The organism is Mucilaginibacter aquatilis (genome assembly GCF_009755275.1).
GTDB classification, from domain to species: domain Bacteria; phylum Bacteroidota; class Bacteroidia; order Sphingobacteriales; family Sphingobacteriaceae; genus Mucilaginibacter; species Mucilaginibacter aquatilis.
The window spans coordinates 974057-988577 of the sequence record NZ_WQLA01000001.1; the positions used below are offsets into that span (position 1 = coordinate 974057).

Annotated in this window: 14 protein-coding genes; 5 read left to right on the forward strand and 9 right to left on the reverse strand. The window is 41.2% G+C overall.

What is annotated here, in order from left to right; genetic code table 11:
* Positions 1–67: 67 nt before the first annotated feature.
* Positions 68–1891 (forward strand): excinuclease ABC subunit UvrC, encoded by a 1824-nt coding sequence (gene uvrC, locus GO816_RS04395; protein WP_157540119.1) that lies wholly within the window; start codon positions 68–70, stop codon positions 1889–1891.
* A gap of 128 nt (positions 1892–2019) precedes the next feature.
* On the opposite strand, the gene porN is transcribed toward uvrC, so the two are convergent.
* The 7 genes from porN to GO816_RS04430 all read right to left on the reverse strand — a co-directional run bounded on the left by porN (position 2020) and on the right by GO816_RS04430 (position 9425).
* Positions 2020–2964 carry a type IX secretion system ring subunit PorN/GldN gene (gene porN, locus GO816_RS04400; protein ID WP_157540120.1) on the reverse strand — a complete coding sequence of 315 codons (945 nt, stop codon included), beginning with the start codon at positions 2962–2964 and terminating at the stop codon, positions 2020–2022.
* A 15-nt stretch (positions 2965–2979) separates the two neighbouring features.
* Complete coding sequence (gene porM / locus GO816_RS04405; RefSeq protein WP_157540121.1) at positions 2980–4515, reverse strand: type IX secretion system motor protein PorM/GldM; 1536 nt, start codon at positions 4513–4515, stop codon at positions 2980–2982.
* Positions 4516–4557: 42 nt separating this feature from the next.
* Positions 4558–5358, reverse strand: a complete 801-nt coding sequence (porL, locus tag GO816_RS04410) for a type IX secretion system motor protein PorL/GldL (RefSeq protein WP_157540122.1) — start codon at positions 5356–5358, stop codon at positions 4558–4560.
* 68 nt (positions 5359–5426) lie between these two features.
* A complete protein-coding gene (porK, locus tag GO816_RS04415; protein WP_157540123.1) occupies positions 5427–6734 on the reverse strand; it encodes a T9SS ring complex lipoprotein PorK/GldK in 1308 nt (435 codons plus the stop codon).
* A gap of 239 nt (positions 6735–6973) precedes the next feature.
* Complete coding sequence (locus GO816_RS04420) at positions 6974–7732, reverse strand: uroporphyrinogen-III synthase (protein WP_157540124.1); 759 nt, start codon at positions 7730–7732, stop codon at positions 6974–6976.
* A 26-nt stretch (positions 7733–7758) separates the two neighbouring features.
* Positions 7759–8703 (reverse strand): DUF4271 domain-containing protein, encoded by a 945-nt coding sequence (locus GO816_RS04425; RefSeq protein ID WP_198171411.1) that lies wholly within the window; start codon positions 8701–8703, stop codon positions 7759–7761.
* A 125-nt stretch (positions 8704–8828) separates the two neighbouring features.
* The gene (locus GO816_RS04430) at positions 8829–9425 is read right to left on the reverse strand and encodes an HPP family protein (protein WP_157540126.1); all 597 of its coding nucleotides are present in this window, start codon (positions 9423–9425) and stop codon (positions 8829–8831) included.
* Between the two features lie 187 nt (positions 9426–9612).
* Here GO816_RS04430 and hemW point away from each other — a divergent pair, with 187 nt between their 5' ends.
* From hemW to GO816_RS04445, 3 genes are all read left to right on the forward strand, one after another.
* Positions 9613–10734 carry a radical SAM family heme chaperone HemW gene (gene hemW, locus GO816_RS04435; RefSeq protein WP_157540127.1) on the forward strand — a complete coding sequence of 374 codons (1122 nt, stop codon included), beginning with the start codon at positions 9613–9615 and terminating at the stop codon, positions 10732–10734.
* A 148-nt stretch (positions 10735–10882) separates the two neighbouring features.
* A complete protein-coding gene (locus GO816_RS04440) occupies positions 10883–11425 on the forward strand; it encodes a fasciclin domain-containing protein (RefSeq protein WP_157540128.1) in 543 nt (180 codons plus the stop codon).
* Positions 11426–11660: 235 nt separating this feature from the next.
* Positions 11661–12542 carry a cupin-like domain-containing protein gene (locus GO816_RS04445; RefSeq protein ID WP_157540129.1) on the forward strand — a complete coding sequence of 294 codons (882 nt, stop codon included), beginning with the start codon at positions 11661–11663 and terminating at the stop codon, positions 12540–12542.
* Positions 12543–12584: 42 nt separating this feature from the next.
* Here the strand turns inward: GO816_RS04445 and GO816_RS04450 are convergent, their stop codons facing one another.
* The gene (locus tag GO816_RS04450; RefSeq protein WP_157540130.1) at positions 12585–13004 is read right to left on the reverse strand and encodes a YybH family protein; all 420 of its coding nucleotides are present in this window, start codon (positions 13002–13004) and stop codon (positions 12585–12587) included.
* 70 nt (positions 13005–13074) lie between these two features.
* Here GO816_RS04450 and GO816_RS04455 point away from each other — a divergent pair, with 70 nt between their 5' ends.
* Positions 13075–13935: a carbohydrate kinase family protein gene (locus tag GO816_RS04455; RefSeq protein ID WP_157540131.1), complete on the forward strand. Its 861-nt coding sequence runs from the start codon at positions 13075–13077 to the stop codon at positions 13933–13935.
* Between the two features lie 109 nt (positions 13936–14044).
* Here the strand turns inward: GO816_RS04455 and GO816_RS04460 are convergent.
* Positions 14045–14521, reverse strand: a 477-nt coding sequence (locus GO816_RS04460; RefSeq protein ID WP_157540132.1) for a DUF4932 domain-containing protein, incomplete at its 5' end; no start/stop codon positions are given.

The window sequence follows — 14521 nt, forward strand, 5'->3', positions numbered from 1 at the left end:
ATTAATAATTAATAAACCTTGCTCCGCCGCTAATGTGTTGTGGGCGGATGGGTTGGGCTTTAGAACTATGTTCGATTACCGCGAAGCATTAAAGAAAATTCCACATAAACCCGGCGTATACCAGTACTGGGATGCCGAAAACCAATTGATTTATATTGGCAAGGCTAAAGACCTGCGTAACCGCGTTTCATCATATTTTGTAAAAGATCTCCAGCAAAATTCAAAAACCCGGATGCTGGTATCCAAAATACGTAATATAACCTTCACCATTGTTGATACCGAGGTTGATGCCTGGTTGCTTGAAAACAGCCTGATAAAAAAGCACAAGCCTAAGTACAATATTGATTTAAAGGATGATAAAACGTACCCATGGATAGTAATTAAAAAAGAAAACTACCCACGCATCTACTGGACAAGAAATATCATTCGCGATGGTTCAAAGTACCTGGGGCCTTATCCATCGGTTAGTATGATGCACACTATTTTGGGTGTAATACGCGAAACTTACCCGCTACGCACTTGTAACCTTGCCTTAACGCCTCAAAATATCAACGCCGGTAAATTCAAGGTGTGTTTAGAGTACCAATTAGGCAATTGCAAAGGTCCTTGTCAAAACTTTCAAACCGAAGAAGACTATAATAACAGTATTGAAGAAATACAGGATATATTGGGCGGCAAAATAGGCAACGTTGTTCGTAAGCTCAAAACTGATATTGAGGCAGCTGCAATGGATATGGATTTTGAGCAGGCGCACCGGCTTAAACGTAAGTATGACTTGCTCGAAAACTATCAGCATAAATCAACAGTTGTAAATTCATCAATTACCGATGTAGATGTGTTTAGTATTGCCAGTGATGAAAAGTATGCGTTTGTAAACTACCTTAAGGTGATGAACGGCACTATTATACAAACCCAAACCCTGGAAATGAAAAAGCGGCTGGAAGAAAGCGATGAGGAGTTGCTTACCATTGCTATATCTGAATTCAGGGTACGCTATAACAGCAAGTCGAGAGAAATTATTGTACCGTTTGATATTGAGCTTGATGACGAGAAGATAAAGTTTACTGTACCTAAGCTTGGAGAGAAAAAGAAGTTGCTTGATCTATCGCAAAAGAACGTACATTTTTTCAGGCGCGATAAAATGGAGCAGTATGAAAAGTTAAACCCTGATGTACGTACCGACAGGTTGCTTACGCAAATGATGAAGGATTTGCGCATGAACCAATTGCCGCGCCATATTGAATGTTTTGATAATTCGAACTTTCAGGGTAAGCATCCGGTATCGGCTATTGTTGTTTTTAAGGATGCCAAACCATCTAAAAAAGACTATCGCTTTTTTAATGTTAAAACGGTTGAAGGGCCTAATGACTTTGCTACCATGGAGGAAGCGGTACACCGTCGTTACCGCCGCATGCTTGATGAAGGGACCGAATTACCACAACTGGTAATTATTGACGGTGGCAAAGGACAATTATCTGCAGCCTTAAAAAGTTTACGTTTACTGGGCATTGATAAGCAACTTACTGTAATTGGCATTGCCAAACGCCTGGAAGAACTATTTTACCCCGGCGATCAGTACCCGATGTATCTTGATAAAAAATCGGAGACACTTAAGATAATACAACAGCTGCGCGATGAAGCTCACCGCTTTGGTATTACAGCGCACCGCAAAAAACGCGACAAGAGTACTCTAGCTACTGAACTTGAGTTAGTGCCTGGGGTTGGTCGCCTGTCTGCCGAGAAGCTGCTTAAATACTTTAAATCGGTTAAAAAAATTCGTGAGACTACTGTTGAAGAATTACAGGAGGTTGTTAATTTAAAGCAAGCACAGGCTGTTAAAAATTATTTTACACCTCAGCCATCTGAGGGAGAAAGCAGTACAGAGATATAAAAACGTAAGCATGTGCGGTTTTTTCATTGCAAATGCCCTATTGACCTTCGTTTAAAATATAATAAATATAAAGGCCCGGTTGATTGCTCAACCGGGCCTTTATATTTGTATGACTTAACCGAAATGGTTTAGTATTGCCACAAACCCAACTCCCAGTCCATCAAAGATTTTTTCACTTTTTCCGATTCGTATAACTTATCAATTCCCTGTGCGTAATCTTTAATACGTTCATCCTTTTGGTTTGACACTTTTATAATTACGCTGGCAAATAACCGCTTCATAAATACGTCGTCAAAGCTTAAACCGGTAGCATCATTGTTGCGGCTAATGGCTTCTTTTGATGCCAGTACCTGCCTTGCCTCCGGAAAGTAAATCCAAAATGCTGGCTGAAAATCGGTTTCAACACCGGCAGCTTTAAGCTTAATTAAAGGTGCTATACCAATAATACGAGGCTCAAAAACTGAACGTTGTCTGTCAAAAACCCAATCTTCCTTTATACGAAAACGTATCACACTATCGGCATTAAAGTCACCCGCTTGCATGCTCGAGCCAATTTTGTTACCACTATCGTCAAATTTGTCAACAATGGTACTATCAGCCATTTTGGAGCGCGCCTTACCCGGAGTAAGCGGATTAGAGAATGCATCACCATTCGGATCGTCTTTGCTTGGATTGGCGTCATAAGCAGTTAATTCACCAGCATCTACAGCTTCCATCAGCACATCAATCAAACGTGCTTTTGGCGAAGCCAGGTACTGGTTCATTTTCTCACGCAAATCAATTTCGCGCCATATGCGCTTTGCATACACAACGTCAGCTTCACGCAGGTTGGCATAAGGAGTTACCTTGGCACTTAGGATGTTAGCTTTTTTGTAAAAGCCATCCATAGGACGCTCAAAAACTTTGGCTTTTTTTGAAGTATCAACAGCCGGCTGTGCATTAAAAGTTGTGTTAGCCGATTGCGGAGCAGTTGCTACCGCCTTTTTTGCAGTTGTACGTTTACCACGTCTTTGAGCAAAAGCGCTCAGGCAAATTAAACTCAGTAGCCCCACCACAAAAATCTTACGTCTCATATGCATTGTTTAATCTTAATTTGCTGATATTATAACATCATCAAGTCCGCGTTGAGCACCATCAGGGCCAACAGCAATTACGTTGGTGAATATTACTTTACTGCCTGGTACTAATGATGCCATTGCACCACGCATCTGTCCAGACAATTGGTTACCCGATGTTGACATCAACATAGGATCTTGCCTTGGTTTAATAATAATCAGGTTAAAGCGCTGAATGCTGAAAGTAGCATCAAATTCAAAATCATCTAATTTAGCAAACACCCTGTCCTGAGCTTTTAAGTTTGCAGATGATGTTGAGCCACCGCTTTTGCCACCAAACATAACCTTTGGATCGGGTATACGTTTTACGCGGAATTTTGTTGCACCCAAAACCTGACTTTTTCCAGGAGACGCCTCGCCAGAAACTGTTATGTTCACAGTACCCGGAGATGATACACGGGCAGTGAATGATCCGTTTGAACCACTGATTGATCCACCGCTCATGCTTACGCGCAGTTTTTCTTTTGGTATACCCGGCGCAGAAATTGAAAGCGGGTTAGCAACACCAATGTACAATACGTTCATTTTCTCGGCAGCTACAGTAGCCGATGGACGAGCTACCTGGTATTGCTGCGGTGCAGTTTTGTATTCCTTTACAGTACCATCATTTTGACGAACGCGTACAGTACCTACCCAGGTACGCACACCCTCACCGCTTGTACCGGTGGTGTAAACACCACGGCCTTCTGATACTTGCAGGCGTGAACCGTTAACCGCAATTTCAGGGTTTGATTTTGAATCATAAGCTGTAAGGAAAACTTCGGCCTTGTAAGGCTGGCCGGCTATAATATAGCTGCTTGGAGCTACAGCAACAGCCTGAAATTTATCCAGGTTTACAACCGCCTGATCTACCTCACCTAAAATCTTTTTAACTACTTCCGACTCTGCGTTTTTTAAGTCAGACTGTACTTTAATTAACGAGGTCATGGCAGCGCCCATTGGTATACCATCACCAAAGTAAGCTTGTTCCCAGGTTAACTGAGGTTTGCCTTTTTTAGGTTTTGGAGCATCGGTTGCCAATGGGAGTTTAACACCAACACGCTCTTTATCAGTTAATAAAGCCATTAACTTCTCACGTGTTTCGTCAATCTTTTTGTGTAACTCCTCACCTTTTTTACCGTTGATCATAATTTCCGAAGAAAGATCAAGGTTATCGCGCTTTTTGTAATCGGCAATGTTTTCGTCTATACCGCCAGCTTTTTCGGCAAGCTCGGTTTTAATACCTTCAATATAGGTATGTAAACTGTTTGCTACAGCACTGGCTTGTTTAGCTTTATCATAAACCGGTTTAGCACGATCAGGTTGTTCTTTTAATTTAGTTTTCTCAAACGCATCAAAAGTATTATCAATACCTGCCTGTACGTTTGTTTTTGATGAAGCTAAACTATCACTAATGTTTTTAAAGGCATCTAACAGGTTGTCGGGCACGTTAAGCGCCACCAACCCTAATAAAACCAAGTACAGGATGCCTATCATTCGCTGCCTTGGGGTTTCTTTACCTCCAGCCATGTGGTTTGATCTTAATTAATTTTAAATAATAAGGTTAATTAATTAAGCACGTGGTTGGTTCATTGCGGTTAACATGTTACCGTAAATGTTGTTCAAAGAGCCTAAGTTTTTAGCTAAACGACCTACTTCATCTTTAAATGATTTCGAATCTTCTAACGACTCGTTGAAGTTGTTCATGGTTAATGACAGGTTTTGGTAGAACTTGTTCATTGATTTCAAGTGAGCACTTGAGTCTTGTAATTCAAGTTCGTATACCGCGTTAAGAGCCGATAAATTTTTAGCTAAGCTAGTTACCTGCTCATGGTATGCTTTTGAATCAACGCTTGTTGAAGCAAGTTCGGTTAAGCTTTCTGATGCTTTTGAGAATGCTACGCTCAGGTTATCATAACCACTGCTTGCAGTTTTAAGCTTTTGAGCAAACTCAGTAGTTGCTGCACCAGCGTCAGCTACTTTTGATATAGTTGCCACTTTATCACCAAAGGTTCTTAAGCCATCGCCAAGGTTACCTATCAATTCAGGGTTAATTTTTGCATCGGCCAGCATTTTGTCTAAAGCTGCAGTGTGGCCAGTGCTCACCTGTGCAGGCGCACTTACTCTTTTAACAGGTTCGCCGGTGTAATCGTCGGCTAATTCAGGGTAAGCTTTAGTCCAGTCAACTTCAACAGCCTCAGGTTGAAGACCTAATAAGAAGAATAACACAGCCTCGGTTAAAAGACCTACAGTAATGAAGATTTCAGCATAAGGCCAGTGCTGAATTTTAAATAACAGACCTATAATAACGATAGTTGCCCCGAACGACACTATGTTACCAATTCCAAATTTTCCTTTTGATTTGCCAGCCATAATTAATTGTTTTTTGTAGTTTTTAGATGTATTGTTTTTATTTAGAGTGTTTGCAAATGATTGAAAAATTAACGCTTGTCTTTAAAGTCGCGGCCAACAAAGTGTGATACCAGGCGGAAACCTATATAAGATTTTGCTGTATCCTGAAACTCATAACTGCGGGTTGCATTTTGTAAAAAGTAACCAATATCTTTCCATGATCCGCCGCGTACAACTTTACGTTTAAGTACTTCAGGGTCGGTTGCTTTAGCTTCGTAGTTAAACGTAGGCGACATATCATGCACAAATGTGGTAGCCGATTCATCAAAGGCTGATTGTGTCCACTCGGCTACGTTACCTGCCATGTTGTACAAGCCATAATCATTAGGGAAGTATGAACGTACGTTAACTGTGTAAGCGCCACCATCATCAGTATAGTTACCGCGGCCTGGTTTAAAGTTTGCAAGCAAACAGCCTTTGGCATTTTTAATGTAAGGACCACCCCAAGGGTAATCAGTACCAATGCGGCCACCGCGTGAAGCATATTCAAATTCAGCCTCAGTAGGAAGACTGTAAGGCAGGCGGTGTGGCGCCTTCATCTTATCTTTATAAGCATCGTTATAACGCGATCTCCAGATACTGAATGCGCGCGCCTGACGCCAGGTAACACCCACAACCGGGTAGTTTTGATAAGCAGGGTGTGAAAAATAACCCTCAACCATAGGCTCATTGGCAGCATATGAGAAATCATTTAACCAAACCAGCGTATCTGGATAAACGGGAACGGTATCGCGCAAGATGAAATCTGAACGCTTTTTGCTCTTATCAAAGCGTTGCTCTGATGCGCTACGCAACACCATCATGGCGTAGTTGTATTTAAGCAAGCGAACGTCAACCTCGTTACGGTCAAAAATGCGGTCGTCACCTTGATAAAACATACCGTCGAGCTTGCCATCATTTGACGCCTGACCTTTTTTACCGCCTGAGCGCCAAACCGGGTTACGTTTTACGTATTCCCAATTGATATACTTACGGTCGGTTGCTGATGCGTTTTTTGGCTTAATGTAGTATTTGTCGTCGTTTAGATAATTGCTTATCGCAATAGAGTCGCGTACCCAGTTAACAAACTGTTTGTACTGGCTGTTGGTTGTTTCGGTTTGGTCCATAAAAAATGGAGAAACCGTAACCTGCTTTGTTTGAGAGATTTGGGCAAAGGTAACATCCTGATCTGTTTGCCCCATTAGAAATGAACCGCCGGGTATATAAACCATACCTGCCGGCAGTTCGGCCCTGAACGGGCGCTGACGAACCCCAAGTACTTCTCCCCTGTCATTTAAATTACAACTGCTCAGTATCGCCCCCGCTAACAACAATAATAGAAAGTACCTTGTCTTCATGCTTCGTGTAATAACCTAAATATTCCTTTTTTGTGTTTGATAATAAGTAGAAGCTTTGGATGTTACGTTAGCCTTTCAATGTTATCAAATAATAGTTTTGACAAATTGTTTGGCTACAAATAAACACTTTTAAATAATATTCGCCTAAAATATTATTTAGGCATTATATTATCAAAACTTACACGTCTTATACGGTTAAAACACCCTTAAGGTTACGGTAAATTACAGCAAAAATGAAATTACTTATTGGCTTGCTTAACGTATTGTTCTATAGCCATAGTCATTGACGGAGCACCCGGTGTAGGAGCCGGAATGTCGAGTATCAACCCTGCATCTAACACGGCTTTATGTGTAGTTGCACCAAAGGCCGCAATACGGGTATTATTCTGCTTAAAATCAGGAAAGTTTTGGTATAATGACAGTATGCTTGACGGGCTGAAGAAAGCAATAACGTCATAAAACACCTCTGCCAAATCACTCAGGTCGCTGCATACGGTGCGGAACAGTACTGCAGGTGTGAAGTTATAACCGTTTTCGGCCAAAAACTTTTGAGTTTCCTCAGCAGCAACATCAGAGCAAGGGTAAAGGAATTTTTCGCTCGAATGCTTCTTTAATACCTCAGCCAAATCGGCAGCTGTTTGCTTGCCAAAAAATATCTTACGCTTGCGATATTGGATATATTTTTGAAGATAAAGTGCAATGGTTTCAGAAAGGCAGAAATACTTCATATCTACCGGCACCTCAAAACGCATTTCTTCGCAAATACGGAAAAAATGATCGGCAGAGTTACGGCTGGTGAATATTACGGCTGTAAAATCAGCCAGGTTAATTTTCTCTTTACGAAAATCCTTTGCAGGCACACCCTCAACATGAATAAACGAACGGAAATCGATCTTCAGGTTAAGTTTCTTAGCCAGTTCAGCATATGGATTTTTGTCATTCTCAGGTTTAGGCAAAGTAACCAATATACTTTTAACCTTTTTCTTTCTGTCTTCCAATTTATCTAATGTTAACTACCTAAGTCCTAATTGTTAAGTGCCTTTATTAATATCAAAATAGGGCAAATTTCGAGGGCACAAAGATAGGTAAATAAATAAAACTTATGAAATCTTATGTTTGAAATTATATTTACGCTGCTGCGCAGGTATTGCCAAACAAATATTACAACTACCAACGCAAAAGCGCCGGTTAATATATAAGGTATGTATGCCGCAGCAAGTAAGCTAAAGCAAAGAGATACCGGTAAAAACACAAATGTTATATTAAAATAAGTTAAGTATAATATTGAAATATACTCATCAACCAGTCGGCTGTTTTTAAATACAAAGCCCAAAAATCTTAATATAAACAGCTTAACCGCAAATAGTACCAGTATAAGTAATGCAAATGATACAAAAAGCTGTATGCCGCTTATGCTATAGTAAACTTCGTAATATTGGGTTAACTGGTAAATAAATAAACCAAAGGTAAAACCAAATAATATAAACAACCCTACAAACGCCCACGAGTTAAGCAAACTGTCTTCGCGGCTTATTTGAGTAAGCACACGCGTATTATAAAATGATTGCACCACGCTTTTAACATCTTTACTCATGGCGCGGTTAAGTATAGCCGTATAAACCAGTAAAGCAACTATAATTACAATTACCCATTGGTCTCGTGTGCGGCGGGCGCTCCCTTCGCGCAGCTGGCTCTTTAATTTACCGGGCTGCCTTATAAAGCCATAGTCACTGTAAAATTGCGTTTCGAGCAATGTATCATAAAACTTATTATGCCTGAGCGAATCTGGCTTTACAATAAATATTTTTGAAAGGGAATCGCCTACAAAGTACTCGCGGGCTGCCAGGGCATTGGCCACAGAGTCAAGCAAACCGGCTGCTGCAGGCTTAGGCTTGTAAATGCGTGGTTGTTGTACGGTATCGGGCTGTGTGTACAATTCGCTGGAATCGGTTTGTGCAAACGCGCTCAAACACGAACCGGTAAAGAAAATAAAATATAGAAGTATGTTACGCAGCACCGCTGCAAAGATATAAAAAAGCTGTAAGTGCTTTAACAGCCTTTAACAATAGCGTTGAACCAATATTTACTGTACCGCTATTGATGCCGCATGTACCTGTAACTCCGCTTCCAGAATTTAAACCACTTTTTATTGTGAGGATAACTACGGTGGGGGGTAGCATTATTACAAATTATGGCCACCAGCAGTAATATTAACACGCCTGATAGTACCGGACTAAGCACATAAATGTAGCCTAACGCCTTAATTTTAGCCGAGCCTATATTGGCAATAAGTGCAGTAGCACCTCCGGGGGGATGCAAAGTTTTGGTAATTTGCATAAATACAATGGCCAGCGAAACCGCTAAGGCCGAAGTAAACCAAACATCACACGGAACAAATTTAAAAACCGTTACACCAACAAATGCACTTACCACATGCCCGCCTATTAAATTGCGGGGTTGAGCCAATGGACTGTTTATAACACCATAAATTAAAACCGACGAGGCACCAAACGACCCTATGATAAACAGATTATCATAAAGTGTAAAATACTCGCTGTTAAGTAAACCAAGTAAGGCTATGCCTGTAAACGAGCCAATGAAAGTCCAGAAATGCTCTTTAAAATCAACTAAAGTTTCTTTGTAGATGATGTAGCGGGCTCTGCGTGCGTGAAGTTTGATGTGTTTACGCATATATATGATGTCCTCGACAAATAACTGTAGAGGCTTGCAAATTTAATATTACTTAGCAAAAGTAGTTGATTTAAAGTTCTACAATGCTGATTCAAATCATGTATTGCTAATAAGTTCCTGTCACGTAAATATTAAAATCAGGTAGCTATAACTTAGCAATAGCACTGCTTTGTATCTTTGTAACATTATGGCAGGTATATATATTCACATTCCTTTTTGCAAGCAGGCCTGCCATTACTGCGATTTTCATTTCTCCACCTCGCTAAAGTACCGTAACGAAATTGTACAGTCGCTCGCTAAAGAAATAGGATTACAAAAAGACTACCTTGCGCAGGCTCCTATCGAAACCATATATTTTGGTGGAGGAACACCCTCAGTGCTTGATGCGGGCGAGATCAGTTTTTTGCTTGATACTATAGGGCGTCACCACAGCGTTTCCGGCAACGCCGAAATTACCATTGAAGCTAACCCCGATGATTTGAACCGTGAAAAAGTTCAGGCTTTGCGTCAAACAGCAATTAACCGTTTCAGCATTGGCATACAATCTTTTTTTGATGAAGATTTAATTTGGATGAACCGGGCGCACCGTGCAAACGAAGCCGATGCAGCAGTGAAACGGGTGCAGGATGCTGGCTTTGAAAACATAACTACCGACCTGATATACGGCTATCCGCTGCTTAGCAATGCTAAGTGGGAACATAATATAAGCCGCATGTTTGAGCTGGAGGTTCCTCACTTATCAGCGTATAGCATGACGGTTGAACCCCGTACTGCCCTGGCCGCGCAAATAAAGAAAAAGCAAACTCCTCCCGTAAGCGATAGTCAAAGTGCCGAGCAGTTTACGCACCTTATGGAGCGCACAACTACACAAGGTTTTGAGCATTATGAAATATCAAACTTTGGCAAACCTGGCATGCATTCGCGGCATAATGCTAATTACTGGAAGGGTGTGCCCTATGTTGGCATAGGGCCTTCCGCACATTCGTATAATGGAGACACGCGCCAGTGGAACGTGGCTAACAATGCCAGGTATCTTGCAGCGCTTGAGAAAAATGAGTTACCTGCCGAGCTGGAAGAACTTACAGCCGAAAACCGGCTTAATGAGTATATCATGACCTCGGTACGTACCATGTGGGGACTTGATTTAGATAAGCTCGAAAATATTCAAAACGGTACAGCACATATTTTACTGAAAGAAGCGCAGCAGTTTTTAAACAATGGCTGGCTTGTACAAACCAACCATATTCTTACCCTCACCCAACAAGGTAAGCTCTATGCAGACCATATTGCGGCCGAGCTCTTTTTTTAAATATTGCGCGCAAACGTAAATAACGCCTCTGCGGTTTCAATATTTACGTAATCTTCTCACACCTACAGGTGTTTACAAGTTGTTTTCATTTTAAAATCCGCGAATACCTGTGCTGCGTATTTTCTTTCAACACACTAAATCATTTATTATGAAAAAATTAATTTTAGCGGCTTTTGCCTTTGTAGCAATGGCAACCGCGGCAAGCGCACAAACCGTTATGGTAGGCGGAGCAGCAATGTATCCTACTAAAGATATTGTTGATAACGCTGTTAACTCTAAAGACCAGACCACTTTGGTTGCTGCCGTTAAAGCCGCCGGCTTGGTAGAAACCTTGAAATCAGCAGGTCCGTTTACCGTGTTTGCGCCAACCAACGAGGCATTTGATAAGTTACCTAAAGGCACTGTTGAAACCTTGCTTAAACCTGAAAACAAAAGCACATTAACTAAAGTCCTAACTTACCACGTAGTAGCCGGTAAATGGAGCGCAGCAGAAATTGCAGCCAAGGTTAAAGCAGGTGGTGGCAAAGCCGAAATTAAAACCGTAAGCGGCGGCACCTTAACTGCCATGGCCGATGGTAAAAAACTATACCTTGTTGATGAAAAAGGAGGAAAATCATGGGTTACCATTGCCGATGTTTTCCAAAAAAATGGTGTAATACATGTAGTGAATACCGTATTAATGCCCAAATAAGCACTAACCAGGTCTTTATATATTTAATGAGCCCGACAGCCTTGAGCGCCGGGCTTTTTTGTTATAATCAAATACTTTAACGCATTGTGCTGATGAGCTAATCTTATCATGATTAAGTTATTATGATGGTTTTAAAACGATTTGTAGCATTTGTCAGCCATTCATCAAAAACTATAGAACCGGTTTAGCTGTTTCAATTTTCATTAGTTTTGTATGTTAATTTGATGTGAAAAGCATGGGTTTGAATCTTACGCAAATAGATAGAGTAGATACCATTAGTAAAGAAGATTTTATAAATAACTACCTCAAGCCACGTAAACCTTTGGTTATACGTAAGGCAACTGAAAGCTGGCCGGCGTTACAAAAATGGACCTTTGATTATTTAAAAGAAGTTGTTGGTGATCAAATTGTACCGTTGTATGATAGCTCAAAAGCCGATCCAAGTAAAGCCATAAATGCATCGGCCGCCGAGATGAAGTTTGGCGACTATATTGATCTGATTCAAAAAGAGCCCACCGACTTACGCATATTCCTTTTTGATCCTATTAAACACGCTCCGGGCCTGTTAGATGATTACCGTTCGCCAAAAGATCTGATGGGCGGTTTTTTAGACAAGTACCCTAATATGTTTTTTGGCGGAGCCGGTTCAGTCACTTTTTTACATTACGATATTGACCTGGCGCACATATTTCATACTCATTTTCATGGCCGCAAACACGTTATGCTGTTTGATTACAAGTGGAAAGAACGCTTATACCGCATTCCTTTTGCCACTTATGCTTTAGAAGATTACGATATTGAAAATCCGGATTTCAGTAAATACCCTGCATTAGAAGGCATTGAGGGGCAAGAAACCATATTAGAGCATGGCGATACGCTGTTTATGCCAACCGGCTTTTGGCACTGGATGAAATACCTGGATGGTTCATTCTCTATATCACTACGTGCCTGGGATAAATCGTGGGCAATAAAGGCAAAAAGTTTATATAACCTTACCGTACAACGCAAGTTTGATAGCTTTTTGAAAAAACGTTACAAAAAACGTTATATGGATTGGAAAGAAGAACTTGCGGTAAAACGTGCAAACAAAGCGTTACAGGCGGGCGAACCAAGGTAAGTTGAGTGCCGAGCTAATTTGGGTAATTAACAATTTTAATTTTCACGAGGAATGATCGGCTACTACTTTCCATTCGCCTTTTATTTTGCGTAGCCACAAGGTAAAATAACCTTCAGGGTTATCATTTGTACGTTTTAAGTGCCAGCCACCTAGCACGAATGCGTTGCTTGCACTTAATAACTCTACTTTTAAAATATTAAAGGTTAGGTAACCTATTGCAACTTTGTTGGGGTAACCTTTGCGGTAATTGTCAAGCGTAGTTTGCCAGCCGTATTTAGGTCCGCTTTTACCCACAAACAACAGCGAGTCGGATTTCCAGTAACTTTGCATAAAGCTTTCGAGGTCGCCTTTGTTCCAAGCCTCGCGCTGGGTTTCGAGCACGTTAAGGATGGCTTGCTTGTCTTGCGCCCAAACACAAAAGCTACTTAATACCAATAAGCATAACAAAACATACTTTTTCATTTACACAAGGTAAACAATTATGTATGGATTATTCTTGTAGTTTTACATTTTTCATCTGCTCAACTTTTATATGAACAAACAGGTTTTATGCTTCGGCGAGGTTTTATGGGATACATTTGATGATGGTAAAAAAGTGGGTGGCGCGCCGCTAAACGTAGCCCGCCATTTATTGCAGCAAAACGCAAACGCAACAATGGTAAGCCGCATAGGCACTGATGAGGCGGGTAATGAGCTTTTGAGCGTGCTGACTGAAAATGGGCTTGACATTTCGCTTATTCAAAGCGACAAAAACTTACCCACTTGCGAAGTTGCCGTACAGCTTAACGATGAGGGGCATGCAACTTATATAATTCCTCAACCTGTATCATGGGATAATATCCAGCCAACCGATGAGTTTACCGAGCAAATTGAGAAAGCTGAAGCCATTGTGTTTGGCAGCTTAGCTTGCCGGCAAGCAGAAACACGCAACACCCTGCTTAACATGCTTAGCGAATATACTGTACCGCTACGTGTATTTGATGTGAATCTTCGTCCGCCGCATTTTGAGCAAGATACCATTGAAACACTTGCTGCATTAAGCAATGTAATTAAGATGAATGAAGATGAGGCCAACATGCTTATTCATGGCAGTGCGCCACTGCGCGAAAAAATGATTGAGTTTCATAAAAAATTCCATACACAAACCATATGTGTAACCCGCGGCGAAAACGGAGCACTGATTTGGCATGATGAAGAATTTTATGAGCATCCGGGTTTTAAGGTTGATGTGGTAGACACCGTTGGCGCGGGCGATTCCTTTCTAGCTACGCTGGTTGCCGGTTTAATAAATAACCAACCCATGCCTGACATTTTAGAAAAAGCATGCAAAATTGGAGGCTTTGTGGCAAGTCAGCGTGGTGCAAACCCAACCTATACTACTGAGCTTTTATAGCCAAGTAGCAATTAAGTAAATAAAAAACGGCCGTTTGAATAATCAAACGACCGCTACATTACATATGAAAACTTAATAGGGAACTTGTTTGGGCTTTGTTATTTGCAGCTTATTCTCTGCTGGCCAGTACCCGTGCAGGAGTGCCTTGAGTTGGTTTAGCTTGCATGCCTGCAAAGATCACACCCTCAGTGTAGGCATGGCCTTTGATGCTCATGCCGCTGGTGCCTTTTGCTAAGGCTGATACCACTACCTGGTAACCTTGTGCACTTACTGACTTTTGTGCTGCTGCTAATGTGAATGCATTGTTTGCCTTGGCTACCATTTCGCTGTACATACCCTCATGCTGCATGTAAAAGCTGTGGAAAGCGGTCTCTTTGTAAAAGCTCTCTAATAATGAGGCGTAACGCTTAAAGTCTATCTTGTTTAAATCAATACGGTAGTCTGCTTTTAATCCAAAGCGACCGTCTTTCATTTGGAAAGCGTATAAACCTTCAACATAGCTTTTAGCTAAAGCAGGGTTGCGGCTTAACTGTGCATTCAGTTGTTTAACACCTTTAGCGTTTTTAAAAGCACTGAACTTGTTTAC